Source organism: Marinomonas aquiplantarum, from assembly GCF_003314975.1.
Taxonomy (GTDB): domain Bacteria; phylum Pseudomonadota; class Gammaproteobacteria; order Pseudomonadales; family Marinomonadaceae; genus Marinomonas; species Marinomonas aquiplantarum.
Window position 1 is genome coordinate 253,213 of record NZ_QNRF01000003.1, and the last position, 19,626, is coordinate 272,838.

Sequence of the window (19,626 nt, forward strand, 5' to 3'; positions counted from 1 at the left end):
TAATCTATAAATAAGCTTAATGATTAAATGAATGCAGATCGGAGGACACTATGCCAATTTCAGATCACAACTTAGTGAATGAATTCCCAGAGTACAAAGACGACATCCACCACTTAAAAATGGAAGATGCCCATTTCAAAAAGCTATTTGATGAATACAACCATCTAACTCATGAGATTGAAAAAATGGAACAAGAATTGATTCCTTCTACTACTCAAGAGGAAGAAAGCCTGAAAAAACAACGTTTGCAACTCAAAGACACATTACAAGGTTACATCAAAGCCAGCAAAGCAGCGGCCGAAAAAGCCTAACCACGACAACTCAAAGACGTGAAAAAGCGGGCCTTTATGGCTCGTTTTTTGTGTCTCCCCTCCCTAAGCCGCCACTTTTTCTACAATGAACTTCGCAGGTTTAAGGTACGTTTACTTCGGCAAACCACAACACATTGACACATTTTCTCATCACGCTAGCAGACGCTCTTAAAAACCCAATGACCTTAGCGTGACTTTTGTAAGAATTGCCCTACAAATATTGATTGTAAACCATTCTCATAATCATTATCATGCCGACCTTTCTCCCCCGACCTAGAGACACTCTCCATGTTTAAGAAAACCTTTTTGATGATGCAGGCATGCGGCGCTCTGACGTTCTCGTGTATTGCATTTGCAGAAACAGCAACGGATGATGACACCATTGAATTACAGGCATTAGAAGTGCAAGGTCGCGCTCTATCCTATTACAAAGAAGATGAAACCAGCTTAGCCACTAAAACGGCGACCAGCCTCGATAACACGCCTCAATCCGTTCAAGTGGTCACTAAGACCTTGATTGAAGACCAAGCGGCTCGCCAGATTACCGACCTCTATCGCTCCATCTCTGGTATGTCGCAGAACAATGTATCCACCGTGACGTTACGTGGTTTTGCCCAAGACGAGATTCTTTACGATGGCTTAAAAGGCAACCCATTTGGCAACTTTTCCATCCCGCAGCTTTTTACCATAGAGCAAGTACAAGTGTTAAAAGGCCCTTCTGGCGCAATTTATGGGGCTGGCGAACCCGGTGGTGTGATCAACTATGTGACAAAAAAACCCACCTATGAGCAGCAAAATACTCTGCAAGTCACTGCGGGCAACAAAGATTTCTTAAGTGGCAGTATTGAATCATCAGGTCCAGCTAACGAAGATGCCTCACAACGCTACCGCGTGGGCATTTATTCCGACAGACAAGATTCTTACCGCAACAATGTGGAAGAAGAAAATCAAATCATTGATCTTGGCTATGCTTGGGACATTGATCAAGACAATACTTTAACAGTGCAATACACAGACATTCACCAATACCTTTCCGGTGCTCGTTTACGTGGTATTCCAACCGATGACGATGGCAATTTCTTAGCCGATACCTCATGGAACAACAATGAGAAATCCGATTACCAAGAGCTGGATGCCCAAGTCTTCCAAATGCGCCTTGATCACAGCATCAATGACTGGCTAGAAAGCAATGTCGCCCTACGCTACTTTGAGAATACCGAAACGCAAAAATACCACGAAGTCGTCGGCTTACTAGACACCGACAGTGATGGTGTAATGGATACCACACAGCGACAATATCGTGACCAAGTGCGTTCACGCCAAGGCATCACACTTGCCGGAAACCTGATTGCCGAATTGGGCGATCATACTGTGCTGCTTGGCAGTGACTATCTCCATGAAGAAAATAGCTTTTTATACTACCGCGCCAGCAAAACAGCGGATGGTGTCTCTAACCTGAGCCTGGCCAATCCTGTCTATGGTCAAGACGATGTCAGTGATTACACCATGCACCTTAAAACAGATGAGACCACCACGTCGGATCGTCTTGGTGTCTACGCCCAAGACCAATGGCAGATGACCGACAAACTAAACTTGCTCAGTGGCATCCGCATTGACCGCTATGAAGAAAGCTACCAAGATCACACGTCCAGTGATGGAGAAAAGCAATATAACGACACAGGCTACTCTTCTCGCATTGGTGCCAGTTATCATGTCAATGAGATTTGGAAGCCCTATGCCTCTGTCTCTACAGGCTTTGCACCACAAGAAGCAGATGACCAACAAAAGTCGCAAGATGGCCAATTATTTGACCCTGAAGAAAGCCGCCAAGTTGAAGTCGGAGTGCGCAGTTACTGGTTTAATAATAAGCTGAATATCAATTTAGCGGCTTATCACATAATACGTAAAAACATTCTACAAGATGACCCAGAGGACGATAGTTATCTGGTTTCCATTGGTCGTATCCGCAGTCAAGGCGTTGAATTAGACATACTCGCTGATATCACACCTCGTTGGGTGGCGAATGTCAGCTACGCCTACAATGATGTGAAAGTGACTGATGCCGAAGATGGTGTCTATTTTGCCAACACACCTTATCATCAGCTTGGCGCATGGACCCGCTATGACTTCCCTAGCATTCAGTCTTCTATTGCTTTTGGTGCAGATTACGTTAGCCAACAAAAAAACCGTGACGAGCAAATTGTTAAACCCTTCACGGTTTACGACTTGTCTTGGCAAACCCATTGGCAGGATTGGAAATTCCAAGTCAATGTAAAAAACTTGTTTGATAAAGAATACGCGGTCAGCGGCTTTACCGAAAAAATCGGCTCTTTCGTAGGTGAACGACGTCGCGTTTACCTGAGTGCGGCTTACCAGTTTTAGTGTGACTTGATAATAAACACTTTGATACAAGCGAGTCTAAGTACTCGCTTTTTTTGTGTTCAAGAATCCCCTTTTAGCGAAATTTTGACCTAAATCAAACCTCCCTCAATTAGCTTGGCAAAGCCCTGCCAATCTCTTGAGTTCGTTCTTCAAGAGGTTACACTCCGCGCGTTTTCAATTTTAGGGCCAAGTCATGTTTACACCAGAATTATTGTCGCCAGCCGGTTCGTTAAAAAATATGCGCTATGCTTTTGCTTACGGTGCAGACGCAGTGTATGCCGGACAACCTAGATATTCTCTTCGTGTGCGCAATAATGAGTTCGACTTAGAAAAACTTGAAATCGGCATCAATGAAGCCCATGAGCTGGGTAAAAAGCTTTATGTGGTCAGCAACATCGCCCCCCACAATGCCAAGCTAAAAACCTACATACAAGACTTAACCCCTGTCGTAAAAATGCACCCTGACGCCCTGATTATGTCGGACCCTGGCCTTATTATGATGGTTCGCGAGGCGTTTCCGGATCAAGCAATCCACTTGTCTGTCCAAGCCAATGCGGTGAACTGGGCGACGGTAAAATTTTGGCAACAGCAAGGTATCTCTCGTGTCATCTTGTCTCGGGAATTGTCCCTAGACGAGATCGAGGAAATCCGCATGAAGGTGCCTGAAATGGAACTGGAAGTCTTCGTCCATGGGGCTTTGTGCATGGCGTACTCTGGCCGTTGTTTACTGTCTGGCTATATGAACAAACGCGACCCGAACCAAGGGGCTTGCACCAACGCCTGTCGCTGGCAGTACAATGCTCACTCAGCCACACAAGACGACAGCGGACAAATCATCGCTACAACCAACTCGGCGGTGCAAATTCAAGAGCCAAGCGATCAGCTGTTTTTATTGCAAGAACAAGGTCGACCTGACGAATACATGCCCGCCTTTGAAGATGAGCATGGCACCTACATCATGAACTCCAAAGATTTACGGGCGATTCAACACGTAGAGCGCCTAGTGAAAATGGGCATCCACTCGTTAAAAATTGAAGGTCGAACCAAGTCTTTCTATTACTGTGCGCGAACCGCACAAATCTATCGCCAAGCCATCGACGATGCAGTGGCTGGAAAAGGCTTTAACCCACAATTGATGGACAATTTAGAGAATCTTGCCAATCGTGGCTACACCGACGGTTTCTTGCAGCGTCATCGTCATGTGGATTTGCAAAACTACGAAACGGGCAATTCCGTTAGCCATCAGCAACAGTTCGTCGGCGAAGTCTTATCTTGCCACAACAACCAACTGACACTGGAAGTCAAAAACCGTTTCAGTGTCGGCGATTCACTGGAATTAATGACACCGCAAGGCAACCAAACCTTCACCCTGACTCAACTATGGGATAAAAAAGGCCAAGACATTGACGTCGCCAAAGGCAGTGGCCACATTGTCAGCCTCCTCTGCCCTGACGGTATGAAGGCATCTATGGGCATACTGTTACGCAACTTGCCAGAGGGTCAAACCACCCGACAACCGCACAAGCAAGCCACAGCGGAAAGGGAATAAGATGGCTTTGTTGATCAATGAGCGTTGTATTAACTGCGACATGTGTGAACCAGAATGCCCTAATGACGCCATCAGCATGGGGCCAAAAATCTATCAAATCGCTCCTGAGAGATGCACGGAATGCGTGGGGCATTACGACCAACCGACTTGTGTCGCGGTGTGTCCAATTGATTGTGTAAAACCCGATCCCAAAAGACAAGAAAGCGAAGCACAGCTCTACGAAAAATTTGTCGAGCTGCATTTTGATATTTAACCCAGCCTTGATGACTACCAAGCATCGGCTTTAAGCGATTTATACCAAGCTCAGCAATTGAGCTTGGTTGGAGTATTAAGGGGCGTTTCGTTGAGAAGGTTGACGAGTAAAAGCCTTCGCATGGGTGAACGGGTCTTCTATTTGACGTTGCTGGTGAGTCGCTTCTGCCCACCAAACCAGCTGATAAAAACTACGGCCAAAATAATCAAACCAAGCACTCTGGTCTTCCCCCACTTGCAACGCACCATCGTCATGAAAGACTTCTTGCGCCTTAGGGATGTGAATCATTGCTGAGACCGACAAACAGCCCAATTCAGCCAAAAAGTTTCTCATGCCTAGCGCTGCTCGCATGCCACCCCACTGACCAGCCGAATAAGTCACAATGGCACTGGGTTTGTAGGAGAAAATCGAACTACCAAAATGGTTTAGCAAGTTCGCCAGCGCAGGACTCATAGAATGGTTGTATTCTGGGCTCACCATAATGTAGCCATCGGCAGCAGCAATCTTATCCGCCAAGTTATCTAAAGCCGTTGGCGCTTTGCCTTTCACATAGGCGAAGTGTGGTTTGAAAACAGGCTCCATTGGATAATCCAACGCATCGATGAGTTCTACCTCATGGTCGGCAAAACGCTCTGCAAAGCAGTCTAAGCAAGCTTTGGCAACGCGTTCACCCAAACGTGCAGGTTTAGGTGGCGTACTGTTACGGACACTGCCAAGAAACACCAAAAACTTCATCATTGAACTCCATTTAATCAGCTCAGGGAATGTTCGAAAAAATCCTCGATCATCGCCTCTAAAATCTGAATATCATCACAGGTTTTAGCATAGACGCGCAAGCCCGTTATTTGAATTTGTAGCAATCTTGCCAGTTGTTGTGGGTCTTTCTGCGCAGAAACTTCATTTTGTTGTTGCGCTTCAGCCATAATCTTAGCAAAGGCATCTTCCACTCTTTTTAAAGCGGCCTTGGCTTGCTCAAACAAATCACCCTGCTCTTCCGTTAGCTCCGCCACGGTTTTTGCCAGTAAACACATACTGCTCGGAGCATTTTGACGTGATTCAATGACCACCAATCTCACAAAACGCTGTAACGCATCGAGCGGTGAATCCGATTGCTCTCGTAATTGTTCAAGCTGATCTAGACTGACCTGTACGTAATAGTCAATCGCCGCCTTAAAGACCCCATCTTTACTACCGAATTCGGCATAAATACTTCCCGGGCGCATATCAATAGCGTCTTGGAGATGGCGCATCGACGTTGCGTGATAGCCTTTTCCCCAATACAAATTTGTTGCTTTTTCAATGACTTGCTGGCGATCAAACCTTGGCTTTTTACTCACTTCATAACCTTATAAAAAAATATAATTGAGCGAATGTTCAAATATATATTGAACGATCGTTCAATTAAAGTTAAATTGCTCATTACTTAAGCAAAGCACACTTTTCATTAACCAACCTAAGGCCGTAAAAATGACCGAATTTACATTACATGACTTGGACTCCACTCCTGAAGGCAGCAAAGCCATTTTGGAAAATGCTGTAAAACAAATGGGAACCGTACCTAGCCTGTATGCAGTGATGGCAGAATCACCAGAGATTCTTCAAGCCTATACGCAACTGCATCAAGCTTTCACAAACACCTCTTTTGATGCCGAAGAACTGACCGTTGTTTGGCAAACCATTAACGTTGAACACGAATGTCACTTCTGTGTTCCAGCACACACTGCTATTGCTCATTCTATGGGAGTGGACAAAGAGTTGATCGAAGCACTACGCAACAGCGAACCAATGCCCACTGAAAAATTACAAGCGTTACAAGATTTGACGTTAACATTAGTCCGTAAACGTGGTTTTGCTTCTGATGAAGAATTAGCCGCTTTTTATGCCGCTGGCTACGAGCCTAAGCAAGTGTTGGAAATCATCTTAGGATTGTCACAGAAAGTGATTAGTAACTATGTGAATCATGTCGCGAAAACCCCAGTTGATGAGATGTTCAAGCCGTTTGCATGGCGCAAAAAACAAGCTTAACGTCACCATTCTTTAGACAAAAAAATAGGAGCCATGGGCTCCTATTTTTTTACCTAAAACCAGCGCCTAACGCGTGCGGAATATGAGTCAAACTCCTCGGCAAACTTTTCTTTCATATGCCGCTCTTCCGGCACGATCTGAAAGCGTGTCATATAGAACACAAAAGCAAAAATCCAAACCACCGCCAACAGATTCATTAAGTACCAAGCCACACCAATCAATAACAACACAAAACCTAGATAAATAGGGTTACGACTCACCCCAAACACACCACAGCTGACTAAATGAGAAGATTGTTCAGGATAACGTGGGTCCAGCGTGGTTTTCGCTTGACGAAACGCTACCACCGACAGAATGATCAACGCCCCACCAAGCAGAAAAAAACCACCAGCAACAAGCTTAGCCCAAGCAAAAGATAGAGAGACAGCAGGCATAAACACCGCCGTTACCCACATACCAACAAGACAGATAAGCAGCAATAAAACAGGCGGAATACGCAACTCAAGTTTTGACATATTAAGCTCCAATGAACTGAGTCTAAATAGATGAAATGTGTTTATTCGGCCACGCCAAGTAATCGGTTGAATTTACTTTGGTCGATGCCCCAGTAAATACGCCGTCCAAGTTAAAAGACTAATAAAAACACACGCCGTTATGGCGATGAAAGCCAAGATGGCCCGCACCAAATCACTACCGTGCACATGGCCTTGCTCATTATCTTTTGCTAGCGAACTCAAACAATGTTTTGGGCCGTCTAACGGATAGAAGGTGAAATCGATGACCCGTTCCAAAAATCGCCAATAGTAATGGAACTGCTTGTTAGGGCTTCTATTGGCGAAGTAACCAACCCTCGCAGAGATGGTAATATCAGGATCCCCTCCGGCAATGGCATTGCCAAGTTGATCAATGGCCACCAATACGTTCCACAACCATTTAGCGACGGCATCCATAGTTTATCCCTCGGCACACTTGATGGATGATAAAAGCAACATAACACTAATACTAGTCTACTCAAGGGCACTCTTGCTTAAAAAACAAGCGATTCTTTTATGCTGATTGGCGGGTCATATAGACACGATAAATAAACGCCATCAGCAAACAACTTGCCGCAGGAAATAAAAGCGCCATAAATTGAAACGACTCATACAATAAAGCCCCAATGGCACCGCCAGAAACAAAGCCAATGATGATGTACAGGAACAGCTGAACCTTACGTTTATCAAGCGCTTCCCCCCTGATACACTTACCCAGCATAATGCCCAAATCGGTAAAAATCCCCGTTACGTGAGTGGTTCTGATAATGGCGCCGCTGTAAGTCGTGGCTAAAGCATTTTGCAAACCACAGGCCGCCGACGCAAAAAAATGCCCATAAAAAGAACCGTTCGATAACAGAAATAAAGAGACAAGTAACAAGATGGCTTCTAGGAACAAGGCCGTATCATAATGCCGTCCCAATTTAAGGCTTGCCCCGTGTAAAAGAACACCTGACAACACTGAGCCTAGTAAAAAGGAGAAAAGCACACCGAGCAGATGCAAACTGGTTTGAAAAGAAGAATAGAAAAAGCCTGTACCAAGCAAGGTTGCCGTGCCCGACAAATGCGACACTGACTGATGATCAAAACTCAGCAAACCAATGGCGTTCACACAGCCAGCCACCAGAGCCAGAAAAAAGGCACCTACCTCTACCCATCTCGGTAATTGTGAAATCAAGGCTGAAAGACTCCTATACAACTCACATCATTCTAAGTGAATAAGCCATAAACTACCGCCAGATCTGGCTTCGAACACCACTTCTCATATTCTCTGCGATGTACTTTCGTTGCTGTTTCAGACAGAGAAGAACAAGGTTCTTACTAACAAAACAAGTAATGGGTTACGACAAACGTTCACTAAGCGCTAATTTGATCCCAAGTGCTGCAAAGCTTGAAGCAAAAAACTTCTGCATAGCCAGACTCGCCTTTTCAGACTTCACAATAAACGCACTGAACGTTCCCGATAAAAAACCATAAAAAAGAAAAACGACAAACGTCATCAACATAAAAATAGAGCCGAGAGCCAGCATGTTCATGAACACACTTTGTGTTACATTGGGAATAAATTGAGGCAAAAAGGCCAAGAAGAAAATAGACAATTTAGGGTTTAAAATATTCAACAGAAAACCCTTCATAATAAGTCCACGATACTTAGTCGCAGCTTGCGCTTCATTAACAGACAGAGGCGAAGAAGCACGCCACATTTGCCACGCCAGATACAGTAAATACATGGCACCAGCATACTTAACGACCTGAAAAGCGAGCGTACTGGTGTGAAAAATTGCCGCTAACCCAAACGAACTGGCTAATAAAGCAGGAAGAATGCCCAAGGTACAACCCAAAGCGGCAAAAAAACTGGCTCGTTTCCCCACAAAAAGCCCAATCGCCACAGTATACAAAACACCCGTCCCTGGCATTAGCACAACCACCAAAGACGTCAGTAAAAACTCAATCGAAATCATATTCTCATTCCTTTTCGTTGAAAGACAAACTCACTCGTTATTTAAACGTCTTCATGGTCCCTAGGAATTGACTCTAAATCCGGCGCCAAAAAATGCCTTCTTGCCTGATCCGAGAACAAGAGCTCAGCTGAGTAATGACTCAGCATGATATTTGAATCCAGTAATACGGTATTTTGTTGAATAAAATCTTTTGCGCAATCAGCAGACTCTGTCTGGTGCATAAAATGATGGACAGCATAAATCCAAGCTTGCGTCATCGTCTCGTGATACTTAACACTAGGATCTATCCCTGCATGTATTAAAAGGGCATGTAAGGCCGACTTCATTGAACGGATAGCCGAATCCGTATGTTGATCCTCTACCAGATACACATAGGCCAATCGAATGTGAGCAGCATGGTCAAAGTCTGGAATAGGAAAGTCACAAGAGGCGACAGAGTCTCTGAACGCCCTATCGTCATCACTTAGCTTAAAATCGTTCATATTGCCTCCCAAATGATCGACACAAACCACTAAATTACACATTTACGGGTGGCTAAAACACCTAACTCATAACCACTCAATAAAGTACTAAAAGCCACAGAGCTTTAGTACTTAGTCTTTCACCTGTCTTTTAGCCTTGCTTTTGCGCGTATGCTTGAAGCAACTCAGGAAAGGCTTCCTGTGGTGGGAACTGACTAAAACTGTGTTCTGCACCGGTCACTGCCCACGCCAACTTTTCATCCGTGTAGGTTTCAACAAATGGTTGATAGCTTCCTGCGTCGTCTAACATGGTTGAACGCACATTGACAAAATCATCCATTCCTTCTGGGCGAGTAAATAACCAACTCATACAGTGCCCGCAGAAAAAATGACGCGTGCTGCCGTGCAGTCCACCAATCACAGGCTCCCCTGCCGTAATCGAAAACGCAGCACTTGGAAATAACGAACTCAAGCTAAATGCACTCGCCGTCATTTGCTGACAGCCTGTACAATGACAAGCCATAGTAATCATTGGCTTAGCATTTATTTCAAATGTGACCTGACCGCAACGGCAATGTCCCTTAACTTTATGAGATGTACTGTTCACGTTACTCTACCTCCAAATGTAAAATCGTTAGCGCTTACTCCATCCCGAACCAAAAATTGCAAACGAGATACTGAAAAATAAATCCCTTTTAATCCGAAATTTTGAGCACCCCCTTTAATCCCCCTTACCAAGGGGATTAAAGGGGGTTGCGAAGCGGATTAATACGCCGTTGGCTTAAGTGCAAAAATACAGTTGTTATTTGTCCCGTTTTAAAGCTTTGTTAGGCAATTTCCTTCTCAAAAAGTACCCAAAATAAATAAACCATGAATACAGTATAAACTCCAAAACGCGCTGATTTAACCCTACTGTGTTTGAACTTGGATCTAAATTGATCAAGGCGAACACAGCGAGTATCCCTGCCACATAACCAGTGTATCTAAATGTCCTTGATTTGGACCATGACTTAGAAGCTGAAGATATACAGAATATGGCGAGAATCCCGCATAGATAGCCTGGAAAAGCCGATGCCATATGAATCATGTGAGACAGTGTTGCTACATCAGGTTCACACTCAAAATCACATGGGAAAAAAGCCGCAACACCAAGACTAACACCATAGACTGCTACCAAAATAAGTCCAATGGTATTCCACTTTGTACGAGGCAATACGGAATAACTAACAAAGACAAAACCAAGCAAGAACAATTCAGTAGGGATAAAGCCTAAATAGTTCACGTAATCCCCATAGGGCGACCCAGTTGCCCCCAATTCACTTATAAATTGAGCAACATGACTGTAATCTGGATAAAAGTGACCAGCTATAAAAATAGTACTGACAAACCAAAGAAAGCTAAATACAGGTAAAGCGAGAAGAAAATATCGACGGTTCAACGTGCCCTTCCTTGTTTGACTATGAGTATCTCAGCGAGCTGACGAAAACGTTTATGCGTTAATTGGACACATACATAATGCTAACTTGCCCTATTTGGTTCAAAACCATCATATCTAGGTAATTCTGCATCCAAATTATCCCAGTTTGCTTTAGATGATACGAAGTTATGAGATGCCGGTCTTTCTTTAATGTCTGTATCTAAAATACCAAGGCGAATTCTAAGTTTTGTCGGGTTGTCTGAGTTTGAGCTAAAAACCGGAGAAGCGCACACAGAGCAAAAATGCCTTAACTTACCCTCTTTAAATTTGAAGTGACTAAGTTTATTTTCTGGGTCTAAGACATTGAAGTCTTCTGTGTTTACGAACCCATTTGTAGCGTATGCCGTACCACTATTTTTACGACACAATGAACAATGACAGTGAATTATGTTATCAATTGAACCCTTAAGTTCAACTTTAATTGCCCCACATAGGCAAGAGCCCTTGTACATGAATAGATCCTTTCAATCAGAGAGTCGGAGTATGATTTGTTTAATTTTACTCTGAACCTGATTATTCGATACTGAAAAATAATTCCCCTTTAATCCGAAATTTTGAGCACCCCCTTTAATCCCCCTTACCAAGGGGGATTAAAGGGGGTTGCGAAGCGGATTAATACGCCGTTGGCTAAAGTACAAATTCCCGATCATTTATTAAATCGCCTTGTCGTAAACATGAGACGTTTTAGCACAACGGAACCCCATCGCTGCGTAAAAAAGATGAGAAGCTTCACGCGATACGTTTGATCTCACGACGATTTTTGCTAAGCCCTGCTCTTTCGCCCAATCCTCAGCAGCAGAGACCAAAGCCTTGGCAATGCCATGGCGACGATAGCTTTCACCCACCACCAAACCCGTAATTTCAGCCTTATAACCCGATTCAAGAAACAAACGCTTTTCTACTACCAACCAAGCGGACACTTTGCCCTCACACACAGCCACAAAGACTTGATGAAAAGCTGAGTGGACTAGGGATTTCAACCAGAGTGTCGTTTCTTCTCGATTCGCTTCATAACCTAATGCTTGGGTTAGATACATGATGTCATCAGCATCTTTTAATCTGGCAGGAATGATTTCTAAAAGCACGGGGGTAAGCCTTTAATGTGGGTGGGATTGGGTTGGGTTCGATTTTACTCTGATTATGTCCTGTAGCGAAGTAAGCGGAGCGGTGTTAATGTTTGAGCGCAGCAAGCTACACAAAATTGCGTAGTGCACATCGTCTATCTGAAGCAGCTTATTAGGCACCCCGTTGATAAGCCTTGCTAAGCTCGAGATAGAAATCTTTGCGGGCTTTCGATATTAGTTCTTTATGATTATTTAAGTTTTCTTTTGTACAGTTACTATTACTTATACTACCAATCCTAAAAAGGGCATCGAACTCAGTTCTTAATACAGACAATTTGGCTTCTGAAATTTCTTCACCAAGAAGTAGTAACTTTGCTCCACTTGAATTTAAAAGAGTGAATGCTGCGAAGAAATTATTTTGAAGCTTATCAAGTTCTTCTTTTTCATTTTCGAGGATTTGCTGATTATTATCTCGTTTATAAACAGTATTCGCTAGGTTTGCCCAGAATAGAGACGCTGCATTTGCGGATGAGTCAACGGATTCTAATACTCCTTCAAGAATTGCCCTTCGCCTATCGTGAAGGTCTTTCTTTACCTGACTCTTGTTGTTCATCCATGCTACAAATAGACCAAAACCTCCCCCCAAAAGAGCACCCAAACCAATTTTAACTGCATTATCTGCAACATTAATCCATGTTGTTACATCAGTCATACTTCGTTCCTTCTAATTGATAACTAACGCTTTACTAAGAGGTTTTAAAACAGGTTAATTGAGGCAAATTTAAATATATTTAATTTTACTCTGACCCCAATTATTTGACCCCAATTATTAATGTCTATAAGTGAATGTTAAAATTAAGTTACTCTGTTCCACGGTTCTAATAATCATATTAATTCTTAACAGGTATAAGACCTCGCCGACTTGATATCAAAGCAACATCCTTATTTTTAGGTATTCGCTGCAGACGCTGAATAATTTTCTGCTGAGTCTCCGGCGTCCAAAAAACCTTCAAATTTTCCCTAGCCCTTGTAATTGCGGTATAAAAAATACTATGAGAAATATCATCTTCGTTAGAAAATTGATTAGGGTCAGAGTTAAATTATATTTAATTTTACTCTGCCCCTAATTATTCTAATTTTACTCTGACCCTAATTATTCCGGGTGACGACCGCGCAGCGGTTGGCAACCCAGCGGCCGCAGGCCGCGAGTGCTGCGCCTTGTTAGAGGTTTATTTTCAAACTTGCAGGGGTTAGATTTAGTGTTTTCTATTTTTACCAAGACCATATGTCCCACCGTTTAAAACTAGTTTTTTTTCAAATATATCTTGCTGATCTTCCTTAGCATCTGGACCCAATTTTTCCCTCCAGAATGCCTCACGTTCTCTTGAACTGTTAAATCTATTCTTTCCAGTATTTGTAGCTTGCGTGACCTGACTAGGGTAAAGCCCGTGAGTTTTTGCGCAATGGTCGATTAGATTTTTGCTTTTTATTTGACAGTTGCAGACATGACAAATAACTAGGCTGTTATCTATTTCTTTCTTTGCCATTTTTTCACGCTCAGCTGTCAGTCTCAAGACTTCCGCTTGCGGGCTATGGACCTTCTTTAAATGCTTTTTCAATCTATGAGAACGAATTAGAACTTTGCATTTTGGACATTCCACTAGCTCAGAAGGTGAATCCATAATGACCTCTAACGCTTCACTCAGCCGCAGCTTTAGCTGTCGGCTGGAGTGACTTGTTATGAGCTTGGCTGAAAAATAAGTATATGTTGAACATAATTAAAATACGTTTCATTAACATCAAAATGCGCTATGAATGGGTCTTTACATCCAAATTTCTTATACAAAAAAATTATCTTGCACAAAGTAGTACCCGCCAACTTCACAAGGCGGTCAGTGTGAACACCTTGTGCTTCATGCTCGTAGCCATAACGCTCTGAAGTAAATACTGACCTGTGCTCCGTTAACGTGTCAATATCCGAATGTGAAAATAGATAACTTTGAAAAACTGGGTCTATTAGCTCATATAAACATACTAAGTCATGAGCTTTACCTTTAAGGTCCTTTACTCTTTTATTTGGCTTGTATGTCTCATTAATTTTACCCGCATTAGTCGAAACCTCTGCATTAAAACTCTTAAGCATAATTTCTAGTGAAAGCGCACTAAGACTAGTTTGGATAAAGCCTTTTACTCGGGCGTGATTTTGAGCAACAAAGAAATAGTCAGCCGCTGTTTCGATCATATATGGTCGAAAATCAGGAGATACTACATCATCACAGTTCGGTTTAAAGCTCAATTCACTCAAATGTCTGCGACCTCATAATATTTTAATAGTGCGCATGCGCGTTAAGACAATTCCAAAACTTCACCAATACCTTTATAAGCAATTGAAAAGTAGTACTTTTATATACCTATTAACAATATCCAAATCTGGAAAAACGAGCATGCGCATTATAAAAAATAGGATGTGAGATCAAACTAGGTAGGAAAGCTCCTTCTCAATTCATTCGTACATCCTTTACTTGAATTTCATCATAGAACAGCGTTTTGAGTTTTTCCAATAAGAGTTATAATTTTTTAACTAGGATTCATTTCGTGATCTCAAGTCCGCAAGTGTTTGATGGTTTTGTTTGAGGCTGCTGGACTAACCCCACCCTCACCCTCCCCTTGAAAGACATAAGGGGAGGGAACATGAGATTTGGTTTGGCTGTAGATGGTTTTGTTTGATGGCGCTGCGCTTATCAAACCTACAGATCGTAATTTACGCTACCCTGTTTAACGGTCGATGCGATCCAAGGATTCTGACTGTTCTAGCCTTTCGGCTAACCAGACTTTTATGATGGACTGACGAGTCACTCCGATTCGACGAGCTTCTTTATCAAGCGAGTCTATCATCCATTCTGGAATATCTACGTTGATTCTTTTTTGTTTCTGTAAAGGACGCTGGGCTTTTATCACATCAAGCTGCTCTAGCAAGTCTTCTCCTGCATCAAATTTGTCATCAAATTCTTTAGCTTTCATATAAGATTACCTCTGATTTTCTTGCGCGCCGCACTGATATGATCCTTATGTTGTTGTTCCTGTATGTGATAACAGCGGTCCAATGCTTATCATCCATACGGCCAATGACAACATACCTTTCTTCATCTTCTGTTTTGGCGGGAATTTCGAGCAACATTGAATCATCCCACAGTCTCTGAGCTTCATTGAAGTCGATTCCATGTTTAGCTAAATTCGCATCACTTTTTAGTTGGTCAAATTCAAATGCATGCATGAGTAAAAAATATGCTTTTTTTACTCATCCTGCAAGAAATGGCATTTGATTTGATGGAATTAATTTTGTTTGATTTAGCCTGTCTGATGGCGATGCGCTTATAAGACCTACTTTTTTCGCGGTTTACTCTGAATTTGTCTGAGGTTGCTGGACTAACCCCATCCTAACCTTCCCCTTAATAAGGGGAAGGAACAAGAGATTTGGTTTGGTAGCTTACTCTGAGTTGCTGTGAGGCTGCGGGACTAACCCCACCCTAACCTTCCCCTTGACTTTCCTTTCGAAGATAAGGGGAAGGAACAAGAGATTTGGTTTGGTAGCTTACTCTGAGTTGCTGTGAGGTTGCTGGACTAACCCCACCCTAGCCCTCCCCTTGAAAGACATAAGGGGAGGGAACAAGAGATAATGAGCCACTCAACCCTTGTCAGTTCGACGCGATCCTGATTGCGCGACCTTATGGTCTTCCCAAGTCAGTAACCGACAGTCAACTTCCAGCCATAAGTGCCATTCAACACCTTACGGTACAGAACGCTATATAAATATAGGAAGTGTCAAAAAGAAAAGAGCCCTTATGATTCTGAAAAAGATTTTTTGGTTACTTTTGCATCGTTTGGCAAAAGTTACCCGCCTAGCAGGGCGGAAAAAAGCTCCCCAATCAAAGCCAATCAGAGGAAACCCAAAAACTATCGAACACAGTAAAACCCCATCCTAACCCTCCCCTTGAAAGACATAATGGGAAGGAGCATGAGATTTGGTTTGGTAGCTTACTCCGAGTTGCTGTGAGGCTGCAGGACTAACCCCACCCTAGCCCTCCCCTTAATAAGGGGAGGGAACAAGAGATTTGGTTTGGTAGCTTACTCTGAGTTGCTGTGAGGCTGCAGGGCTAACCCCACCCTAGCCCTCTCCTTAATAAGGGGAGGAAAATTATAACTCAATGACTCTTGCTTGCTCCGACAATGGGCTATCGATGTGACTCACTAAGATCAGCATGTCAGGTTGGTAATCATGCTGCAGGGCATGACAAATGCGTTCGATGGTGGCTTTGTCTAGGCCGTCAAAGGGTTCGTCTAGTAAGAGTAAAGGCGCGCGGCGCAGGAGCAGTCTTGCTAGCACGAGACGTTTGCGCTGTCCGCCGGAAAGGTCGCGGCCTTGTGAGCTAAGTAAGGTGCTCAGTCCGTTGTCTAATCCCCTCACCCAGTCGGCTAACGCCACGGCTTCCAGTACGGCCCACATTTCGGCATCGCTGGCATCGGCTTTGCCCAGCATGAGGTTGGCGGCGATGCTTTGTTGGAACACATAAGGCGACTGGGGTAAGTAGCTGAGCTGCCCTTGGAAGTTCGGATTGTCGTAAATCCCGCATTCATCTTGGTTAACATATGCCTTGCCTGTGGCTAGGCAATCTCCAGCAATGGAAGCCAATAAGGTGGATTTACCGCTGCCGCTGACACCGCGCAACCAAAGGCTGTCCCCTGTGTTGAGTTCAAGGTCGATAGCTTGGTTGCCCATGCCACTTGCTAGGTGGTAACCACGCCAATCTCGCAGTGATAAATGAGTGAGTTTTTCCAAAGCAGAAGCGGATACCGGTGGTGCGTCTTGTTGGATTTGGTTTAAGCGACGCAAGCCCACTTGCGACTGTCCTTGTGCGACAAAGGATTGCACCAAGGGCAACACCAGTTCATTCACTGCTAGCAAGGCCAGTACTAAGCCGACTAACCAAGTGCCAGACACTTGGTCTTTGAGTTGCCAGCTCATGGCGCTGGCTTCGGACGTGTCTGTTTGAAAGTCGCCTAATAGAAGAAATACGCTGGCGAGTAAGCCGATGGTGACCATGTATGCCAATAATCGCCCTAGGCTAATGGCTTGTTGAATCACCACTTCCATGCGTTTTTGACGATTGTCTAATTGCTCTAAACGAGCTGCGTAATCTTGCCAATGCCCGCGAATGGTTAGGGTAATCAAAGCGGAAAACAAACTGACAAAACGGCCACGTCTGTGCACGCCAAGAATTTGTCCAACGTGCACGGCATGGGACGCAAAACGGCCACATACATAAGGCAAAACGACTAGGTGGCACAATGCCGCGATGCCTAGCAGCCAGAGTAAAACAGGGTCGATGAAGTAGGCAAAAATGCTCACGCCAACATAGCCGAGTAAGGCGTAGAGCCAAGGCAAAAACACTACCAAGGGCCAACGTATGATCTGATCCAGATCGCTCACCAAGCGTTGCAATAAGTCGCCACGGCTTTGTTGGTGCAAATCGGCAATCGGTTTGGCGACACGCTGATCCCACACCCAAAGACGCAAGGTGCGCAGTAAACCTAATAAATGGTTGTGTGCGGTCACTTGTTCACCGTAGCGCCCTGCTGTTCTGAGGATGGCTAAGCCGCGCACTATGGCACCCGGCGTTAGGTAATTAAAGACTAAGGCGGTGCCCAAGGCGGTGGCCAATCCGGCGGCGGAGATAAACCAGCCAGACACGCCCAACAGAGCCACGCCAGCAATACTGGACGCCACACCGGTTATGACGGGAATGATAAAGCCCCAAGGATTGGCTAATAATAGTTTAGCGAGGGATAGCGTAGTTGGCTTTTTCATCCAATCCTCCTGTGCTCTCATCCAGCCCTTCTTTGTTTAGGCTCCAGTGTTTGTCGGCCCAGTGAATCGGGTGTGTATCATGGCTAACAATGAGTAAGGTTTTTCCTCGGGAGACGGTTTCTAAGGTGTTTAATACGGCATCGGCGGTGTCTGTGTCTAAGCCAGAACAAGGCTCATCCAGCAGCCAGACGTCAGCCTTTGATAACAAGGCTCTAGCAATGGATAAGCGCTGCATTTGCCCACCCGATAAACCACTGCCCAACTCCGTTAAAGCGGTGTCTAAACCATTAGGAAGCGCAGCAATAAAGTCCGCACATTGGCTGTCTTGCAAGGCTTTTTGTATGCAACTTTCGTCCGGTTCAGTAATGCCCAATAAGAGATTGCGACGAATGCTACCATTCACCCATTCAGGGGTTTGTGGCAACCAAGCCAGTTTGTTGCGCCAGTCTTTTAAGTTAAGTGTGGAGAAGGCTTTGCCTTTAATATAGAGCTGACCTTGGTAGTTTTCTTCAAAGCCCAGTAGTAAGTGCAATAAGCTGGACTTACCGACACCAGACTCACCGCTCAGCCAGACTCGCTCTCCTTTAAGAATATTGCCTGTAATCGGTGCTAGACGTTGTCGTCCTGTGTCTTGCCAAGCCAGCTCATAAAACGATAAATAAGCCAATTGCGCTGAGCTTGGTACGTAGTCTGTGGTGCTCTCCGATGTTGTCTCTACCGACAAAGGCGTGTCTAAAATACTCATAAGATCCGTGGCCGCCGCTTCGGCTTTTTGTTTGGCGTGGTAATCGTTGCCTAGCTGACGCAGTGGTAAGTAGAACTCAGGGGCAAGCAGTAAGAGAAACATGGCTTGAGTTAATGTCACAGGCGCAGTGCCCACTTGCCAAGGTAAAATTTCCAATAGGCCCAAGCCTAAATATAAGGCGATCATGGCAATGGAAATGGAAGCAAACAGCTCTAGGGTGGCGGTGGATAAGAAGGCCAATAACAACACACTCATGGTGGTTTTTTGGTACGCCTTGGCGCTGTTAGACAGACGATCTCGTGCAGCGGGTGTACGACCAAGGCGTTTGAGTTCCGCCAAACCTTGGCTGAGATCCATAAATTGGTTGGACAACATGGCCAGCACATTAAATTGACGACGATTCGCCTGCGCCGCCTTGTAGCCGACAAAAATCATAAACACGATCACCAATGGCGCGGTGAGCATGAAAACTAAGAAGGCCACCCATGACACAGGGGCGACCGATAATAAGATAACGCTGGGAATCAGCGTGACCATAAAAACTTGTGGTTTATAGCGACTGAAATAATCGTCTAAAGCGTCTACTTGTTCGTAGACTCGTGTCGATAGTGCCGCGTCTTCTTCGATGCGCAAACGCGCTGGGCCCAATTGCGTGAGATGGGCGATCAATTTGTGCCGCAAGCCGTAACGAATGTGTCGGCTCGCCGAGGCACAAACGCGCTCTCGACCATAGTTGGCAAGAGCGCGCAGTAACAAAGCAAATAAAGCCAGAAACAGGAAGGAAAGCGAGAACGCCTGTTGCAACACCATGTCGGAAAACACGTTGGCAAACGCCCAAGCTTGCAGCACCAAAGCCACCGCAAACAAGACACCAAAGCCTTGCGCTAATCGGTACTGAGCCGACTGTTGCGTCGCCAATTCCGCTAGGAAACCAGCTTCAGGGGTTTTAATGCGCTTACTTTTTGACGCTTTGGAGACTGCTTTTCTTCCCGCCATAAT

23 protein-coding genes are annotated in these 19,626 nt (G+C 44.5%); 5 read left to right on the forward strand and 18 right to left on the reverse strand.

What is annotated here, in order from left to right:
- Window positions 1-50: 50 nt before the first annotated feature.
- The 4 genes from DFP76_RS06960 (at window position 51) to DFP76_RS06975 (ending at window position 4,495) form a co-directional block, all read left to right on the forward strand.
- Window positions 51-311, forward strand: a complete 261-nt coding sequence (locus DFP76_RS06960) for an HP1242/YdcH family protein (RefSeq protein ID WP_113873930.1) — start codon at window positions 51-53, stop codon at window positions 309-311.
- Between the two features lie 288 nt (window positions 312-599).
- Window positions 600-2,693, forward strand: a complete 2,094-nt coding sequence (locus tag DFP76_RS06965) for a TonB-dependent siderophore receptor (protein WP_113873931.1) — start codon at window positions 600-602, stop codon at window positions 2,691-2,693.
- A gap of 193 nt (window positions 2,694-2,886) precedes the next feature.
- Window positions 2,887-4,242: a prephenate-dependent tRNA uridine(34) hydroxylase TrhP gene (gene trhP / locus DFP76_RS06970; protein WP_113873932.1), complete on the forward strand. Its 1,356-nt coding sequence runs from the start codon at window positions 2,887-2,889 to the stop codon at window positions 4,240-4,242.
- A 1-nt stretch (window position 4,243) separates the two neighbouring features.
- On the forward strand, window positions 4,244-4,495 hold the full coding sequence (locus DFP76_RS06975) for a YfhL family 4Fe-4S dicluster ferredoxin (protein WP_113873933.1): 252 nt from the start codon (window positions 4,244-4,246) through the stop codon (window positions 4,493-4,495).
- 75 nt (window positions 4,496-4,570) lie between these two features.
- On the opposite strand, the gene DFP76_RS06980 is transcribed toward DFP76_RS06975, so the two are convergent.
- On the reverse strand, window positions 4,571-5,230 hold the full coding sequence (locus DFP76_RS06980) for an NADPH-dependent FMN reductase (protein WP_113873934.1): 660 nt from the start codon (window positions 5,228-5,230) through the stop codon (window positions 4,571-4,573).
- 17 nt (window positions 5,231-5,247) lie between these two features.
- The gene (locus tag DFP76_RS06985; RefSeq protein WP_113873935.1) at window positions 5,248-5,832 is read right to left on the reverse strand and encodes a TetR/AcrR family transcriptional regulator; all 585 of its coding nucleotides are present in this window, start codon (window positions 5,830-5,832) and stop codon (window positions 5,248-5,250) included.
- 130 nt (window positions 5,833-5,962) lie between these two features.
- On the opposite strand from DFP76_RS06985, the gene DFP76_RS06990 reads away from it, so the two are divergent.
- Complete coding sequence (locus tag DFP76_RS06990) at window positions 5,963-6,520, forward strand: carboxymuconolactone decarboxylase family protein (RefSeq protein ID WP_113873936.1); 558 nt, start codon at window positions 5,963-5,965, stop codon at window positions 6,518-6,520.
- Window positions 6,521-6,573: 53 nt separating this feature from the next.
- Here DFP76_RS06990 and DFP76_RS06995 read toward each other — a convergent pair whose 3' ends face one another.
- The 16 genes from DFP76_RS06995 to cydD all read right to left on the reverse strand — a co-directional run bounded on the left by DFP76_RS06995 (window position 6,574) and on the right by cydD (window position 19,623).
- On the reverse strand, window positions 6,574-7,035 hold the full coding sequence (locus DFP76_RS06995; protein ID WP_113873937.1) for a methyltransferase family protein: 462 nt from the start codon (window positions 7,033-7,035) through the stop codon (window positions 6,574-6,576).
- Between the two features lie 72 nt (window positions 7,036-7,107).
- Entirely contained in the window at window positions 7,108-7,470 is a 363-nt protein-coding gene (locus DFP76_RS07000; protein ID WP_113873938.1) for a hypothetical protein, read from the reverse strand.
- A gap of 97 nt (window positions 7,471-7,567) precedes the next feature.
- Entirely contained in the window at window positions 7,568-8,230 is a 663-nt protein-coding gene (locus DFP76_RS07005) for a YoaK family protein (protein ID WP_113873939.1), read from the reverse strand.
- A 163-nt stretch (window positions 8,231-8,393) separates the two neighbouring features.
- On the reverse strand, window positions 8,394-9,014 hold the full coding sequence (locus tag DFP76_RS07010) for a LysE family translocator (protein WP_113873940.1): 621 nt from the start codon (window positions 9,012-9,014) through the stop codon (window positions 8,394-8,396).
- Window positions 9,015-9,055: 41 nt separating this feature from the next.
- Entirely contained in the window at window positions 9,056-9,496 is a 441-nt protein-coding gene (locus DFP76_RS07015; protein WP_113873941.1) for a hypothetical protein, read from the reverse strand.
- Between the two features lie 130 nt (window positions 9,497-9,626).
- On the reverse strand, window positions 9,627-10,082 hold the full coding sequence (locus DFP76_RS07020) for a GFA family protein (RefSeq protein ID WP_245931890.1): 456 nt from the start codon (window positions 10,080-10,082) through the stop codon (window positions 9,627-9,629).
- A gap of 195 nt (window positions 10,083-10,277) precedes the next feature.
- The gene (locus DFP76_RS07025; protein WP_113873943.1) at window positions 10,278-10,913 is read right to left on the reverse strand and encodes a DUF998 domain-containing protein; all 636 of its coding nucleotides are present in this window, start codon (window positions 10,911-10,913) and stop codon (window positions 10,278-10,280) included.
- Between the two features lie 80 nt (window positions 10,914-10,993).
- Window positions 10,994-11,404 (reverse strand): GFA family protein, encoded by a 411-nt coding sequence (locus DFP76_RS07030; RefSeq protein ID WP_113873944.1) that lies wholly within the window; start codon window positions 11,402-11,404, stop codon window positions 10,994-10,996.
- Window positions 11,405-11,605: 201 nt separating this feature from the next.
- Entirely contained in the window at window positions 11,606-12,037 is a 432-nt protein-coding gene (locus tag DFP76_RS07035; RefSeq protein ID WP_113873945.1) for a GNAT family N-acetyltransferase, read from the reverse strand.
- 151 nt (window positions 12,038-12,188) lie between these two features.
- Window positions 12,189-12,728 (reverse strand): hypothetical protein, encoded by a 540-nt coding sequence (locus DFP76_RS07040; protein WP_113873946.1) that lies wholly within the window; start codon window positions 12,726-12,728, stop codon window positions 12,189-12,191.
- A 544-nt stretch (window positions 12,729-13,272) separates the two neighbouring features.
- Entirely contained in the window at window positions 13,273-13,698 is a 426-nt protein-coding gene (locus tag DFP76_RS07050; RefSeq protein WP_113873947.1) for a hypothetical protein, read from the reverse strand.
- Window positions 13,699-13,754: 56 nt separating this feature from the next.
- Window positions 13,755-14,321 (reverse strand): hypothetical protein, encoded by a 567-nt coding sequence (locus tag DFP76_RS07055; RefSeq protein ID WP_147084181.1) that lies wholly within the window; start codon window positions 14,319-14,321, stop codon window positions 13,755-13,757.
- Window positions 14,322-14,791: 470 nt separating this feature from the next.
- Window positions 14,792-15,037, reverse strand: coding sequence for a type II toxin-antitoxin system BrnA family antitoxin (gene brnA, locus DFP76_RS07060; protein WP_113873949.1), 246 nt, complete (start codon window positions 15,035-15,037; stop codon window positions 14,792-14,794).
- Window positions 15,027-15,290: a BrnT family toxin gene (locus DFP76_RS07065; protein ID WP_113873950.1), complete on the reverse strand. Its 264-nt coding sequence runs from the start codon at window positions 15,288-15,290 to the stop codon at window positions 15,027-15,029. Before DFP76_RS07065 ends, brnA begins: the two co-directional genes overlap by 11 nt.
- A 921-nt stretch (window positions 15,291-16,211) precedes the next feature.
- Window positions 16,212-17,882 carry an amino acid ABC transporter ATP-binding/permease protein gene (locus DFP76_RS07070; RefSeq protein WP_113873951.1) on the reverse strand — a complete coding sequence of 557 codons (1,671 nt, stop codon included), beginning with the start codon at window positions 17,880-17,882 and terminating at the stop codon, window positions 16,212-16,214.
- Entirely contained in the window at window positions 17,851-19,623 is a 1,773-nt protein-coding gene (gene cydD / locus DFP76_RS07075; protein WP_113873952.1) for a thiol reductant ABC exporter subunit CydD, read from the reverse strand. The genes DFP76_RS07070 and cydD overlap by 32 nt, the downstream gene beginning before the upstream one ends.
- Window positions 19,624-19,626 lie beyond the last annotated feature (3 nt).

Excerpts from the sequence above, each read along its gene's own strand:
- DFP76_RS06960 (WP_113873930.1), top strand. The coding sequence starts at position 51 with ATGCCAATTTCAGATCACAACTTAGTGAATGAATTCCCAGAGTACAAA.
- DFP76_RS06965 (WP_113873931.1), top strand. The coding sequence starts at position 600 with ATGTTTAAGAAAACCTTTTTGATGATGCAGGCATGCGGCGCTCTGACG.
- trhP (WP_113873932.1), top strand. The coding sequence starts at position 2,887 with ATGTTTACACCAGAATTATTGTCGCCAGCCGGTTCGTTAAAAAATATG.
- DFP76_RS06975 (WP_113873933.1), top strand. The coding sequence starts at position 4,244 with ATGGCTTTGTTGATCAATGAGCGTTGTATTAACTGCGACATGTGTGAA.
- DFP76_RS06980 (WP_113873934.1), bottom strand. The coding sequence starts at position 5,230 with ATGAAGTTTTTGGTGTTTCTTGGCAGTGTCCGTAACAGTACGCCACCT.
- DFP76_RS06990 (WP_113873936.1), top strand. The coding sequence starts at position 5,963 with ATGACCGAATTTACATTACATGACTTGGACTCCACTCCTGAAGGCAGC.
- DFP76_RS06995 (WP_113873937.1), bottom strand. The coding sequence starts at position 7,035 with ATGTCAAAACTTGAGTTGCGTATTCCGCCTGTTTTATTGCTGCTTATC.
- DFP76_RS07000 (WP_113873938.1), bottom strand. The coding sequence starts at position 7,470 with ATGGATGCCGTCGCTAAATGGTTGTGGAACGTATTGGTGGCCATTGAT.
- DFP76_RS07010 (WP_113873940.1), bottom strand. The coding sequence starts at position 9,014 with ATGATTTCGATTGAGTTTTTACTGACGTCTTTGGTGGTTGTGCTAATG.
- DFP76_RS07015 (WP_113873941.1), bottom strand. The coding sequence starts at position 9,496 with ATGAACGATTTTAAGCTAAGTGATGACGATAGGGCGTTCAGAGACTCT.
- DFP76_RS07030 (WP_113873944.1), bottom strand. The coding sequence starts at position 11,404 with ATGTACAAGGGCTCTTGCCTATGTGGGGCAATTAAAGTTGAACTTAAG.
- DFP76_RS07040 (WP_113873946.1), bottom strand. The coding sequence starts at position 12,728 with ATGACTGATGTAACAACATGGATTAATGTTGCAGATAATGCAGTTAAA.
- DFP76_RS07050 (WP_113873947.1), bottom strand. The coding sequence starts at position 13,698 with ATGGATTCACCTTCTGAGCTAGTGGAATGTCCAAAATGCAAAGTTCTA.
- brnA (WP_113873949.1), bottom strand. The coding sequence starts at position 15,037 with ATGAAAGCTAAAGAATTTGATGACAAATTTGATGCAGGAGAAGACTTG.
- DFP76_RS07065 (WP_113873950.1), bottom strand. The coding sequence starts at position 15,290 with ATGCATGCATTTGAATTTGACCAACTAAAAAGTGATGCGAATTTAGCT.
- DFP76_RS07070 (WP_113873951.1), bottom strand. The coding sequence starts at position 17,882 with ATGAAAAAGCCAACTACGCTATCCCTCGCTAAACTATTATTAGCCAAT.
- cydD (WP_113873952.1), bottom strand. The coding sequence starts at position 19,623 with ATGGCGGGAAGAAAAGCAGTCTCCAAAGCGTCAAAAAGTAAGCGCATT.